The organism is Roseovarius sp. A-2, from assembly GCF_002072155.1.
Taxonomy (GTDB): domain Bacteria; phylum Pseudomonadota; class Alphaproteobacteria; order Rhodobacterales; family Rhodobacteraceae; genus Roseovarius.
Genome location: NZ_BDIY01000079.1, coordinates 1 through 1,507, shown reverse-complemented (window position 1 = coordinate 1,507; position 1,507 = coordinate 1). Strand labels below are relative to the sequence as shown.

Annotated in this window: 5 protein-coding genes; 1 reads left to right on the top strand and 4 read right to left on the bottom strand. The window is 58.3% G+C overall.

Annotated elements, in window-relative coordinates; genetic code table 11:
* On the top strand, positions 1-306 hold a 306-nt coding region (locus BHD06_RS24110), incomplete at its 5' end, for a hypothetical protein (RefSeq protein ID WP_217805728.1).
* Here BHD06_RS24110 and brnA read toward each other — a convergent pair.
* The 4 genes from brnA to BHD06_RS22620 form a co-directional block, all read right to left on the bottom strand.
* Positions 298-513 carry a type II toxin-antitoxin system BrnA family antitoxin gene (gene brnA / locus BHD06_RS22635; RefSeq protein WP_066009074.1) on the bottom strand — a complete coding sequence of 72 codons (216 nt, stop codon included), beginning with the start codon at positions 511-513 and terminating at the stop codon, positions 298-300. The genes BHD06_RS24110 and brnA overlap by 9 nt on opposite strands.
* Positions 500-763 (bottom strand): BrnT family toxin, encoded by a 264-nt coding sequence (locus BHD06_RS22630; RefSeq protein ID WP_080459191.1) that lies wholly within the window; start codon positions 761-763, stop codon positions 500-502. The genes brnA and BHD06_RS22630 overlap by 14 nt, the downstream gene beginning before the upstream one ends.
* A 70-nt stretch (positions 764-833) precedes the next feature.
* Positions 834-1,091 carry a WGR domain-containing protein gene (locus BHD06_RS22625; RefSeq protein WP_080459190.1) on the bottom strand — a complete coding sequence of 86 codons (258 nt, stop codon included), beginning with the start codon at positions 1,089-1,091 and terminating at the stop codon, positions 834-836.
* A gap of 3 nt (positions 1,092-1,094) precedes the next feature.
* Positions 1,095-1,391 carry a tyrosine-type recombinase/integrase gene (locus BHD06_RS22620; protein WP_080459189.1) on the bottom strand — a complete coding sequence of 99 codons (297 nt, stop codon included), beginning with the start codon at positions 1,389-1,391 and terminating at the stop codon, positions 1,095-1,097.
* Positions 1,392-1,507 lie beyond the last annotated feature (116 nt).

The window sequence follows — 1,507 nt, the reverse complement described above, 5'->3', positions numbered from 1 at the left end:
ACGCAACTTCATACCGCCACGCCCGCTCCGATGCTTTCAGCCTCTGGGCAGATTACACCGCGGAAATGGTGGCATGATCCTGCCTTTGCCAAGCTTCGCAAGCTGATGCCAACAACTTGGCAATACCAGCATAGCATCCACCATCCATTCCGGGGTGAGCACTTCGCCATGGTCGGCCACGCGTTTTTTCGACTTGATCAGGCTCATGGTTTATTCATGTCAGCAGGCAAAGCTTTATCCAAGGGCGTATTGATTTATTTGACGAAATGCCCGGACGCTCCCGCGCCAGCGCGTCCCTCACTCTAGACGCTCAGCGATCCACATCTTGATCAGCGCTTGGCGGGTGATACCGAGCTTCTGGGCCTGCCGGTCCAGACCGGCGACCACCCAGGTCGGGAAATCCACGTTCACCCGCTTGGCCTCAACATTGAGGCGGCGCGCTTTTGTCCAATCGACATGGGCGGACATGTCTTCGCCCGCGTCAAAGCGTTCATCGAATTCAGTCGCCTTCATAGTGGTCAATCTCCTGCTTGCGAGCGCGGCGCACGGAGATGATCCGCACCCGGTCGCTCCGGTATGTATAGACAGCCGTCCAGTGTCTGGCCCCGATCATGCCGACCGCCAGAAAGCGGGGCTCATCCGTGACGTTGGCGAGGGCCTCGATCAGATAAGGATCATCCCAGAGAGCCTGGGCCTCATCAAAGTCGATCCCGTGCTTTTCACGGTTCGCGGCGCTCTTGTCGGGGTCATACTCGAACTTCATGAGAGGCAATATATGCTGAAAATAGTATAGTTACTATACCTTTCAGCCACCCCACGGCGACGAGATTTATTCAGCTAATAAGCAACAACGCCAGTTGCTGGGGCTCCACCCAATAGCCGCGCTGGCGCTTGGCCGCTTCCAGCGTGATCAGAGCCGCGACGGCCTGGTTTTTATCCGCGAACCAATCCATCCGGACCTGACCGCCCTGCCCAATCCGGCCCCATTCCCGGTAGAGCGTCCATTCGCCAAACAGGTTGGGCAAGAGGGCCATCCGGTAGAACCGGGCGACGTTCTTTGCAGGCAGGCGTTTTTCGAGATAGGCCCGCATGGGTCAGAGATGATACTTGCGCGCGATTTCCAGGGCTTCGGCCTGTTCAGTGCCGATGTATTCCTTGGTGCTTTCGATGCTGGCATGGCCGAGCAAGAGCTGAGCCGCGCGCAGATTGCCGGTCTGCTGATAGATATGGGTCGGGAAGGTCCGGCGCAGCGAATGCAGGCCATAGAGGCTGGGGTCGAGGCGGGCCTTTTCCAGCCAGGACTTGAACAGCCGCCAGAGCTGGCTTTCGCTCAGGTGGGTATGGGACCACCTTGCCCCCTGCCCCGTGAACAGCCAGTCAGGTATTGCCAAGTTGTTGGCATCAGCTTGCGAAGCTTGGCAAAGGCAGGATCATGCCACCATTTCCGCGGTGTAATCTGCCCAGAGGCTGAAAGCATCGGAGCGGGCGTGGCGGTATGAAGTTGCGT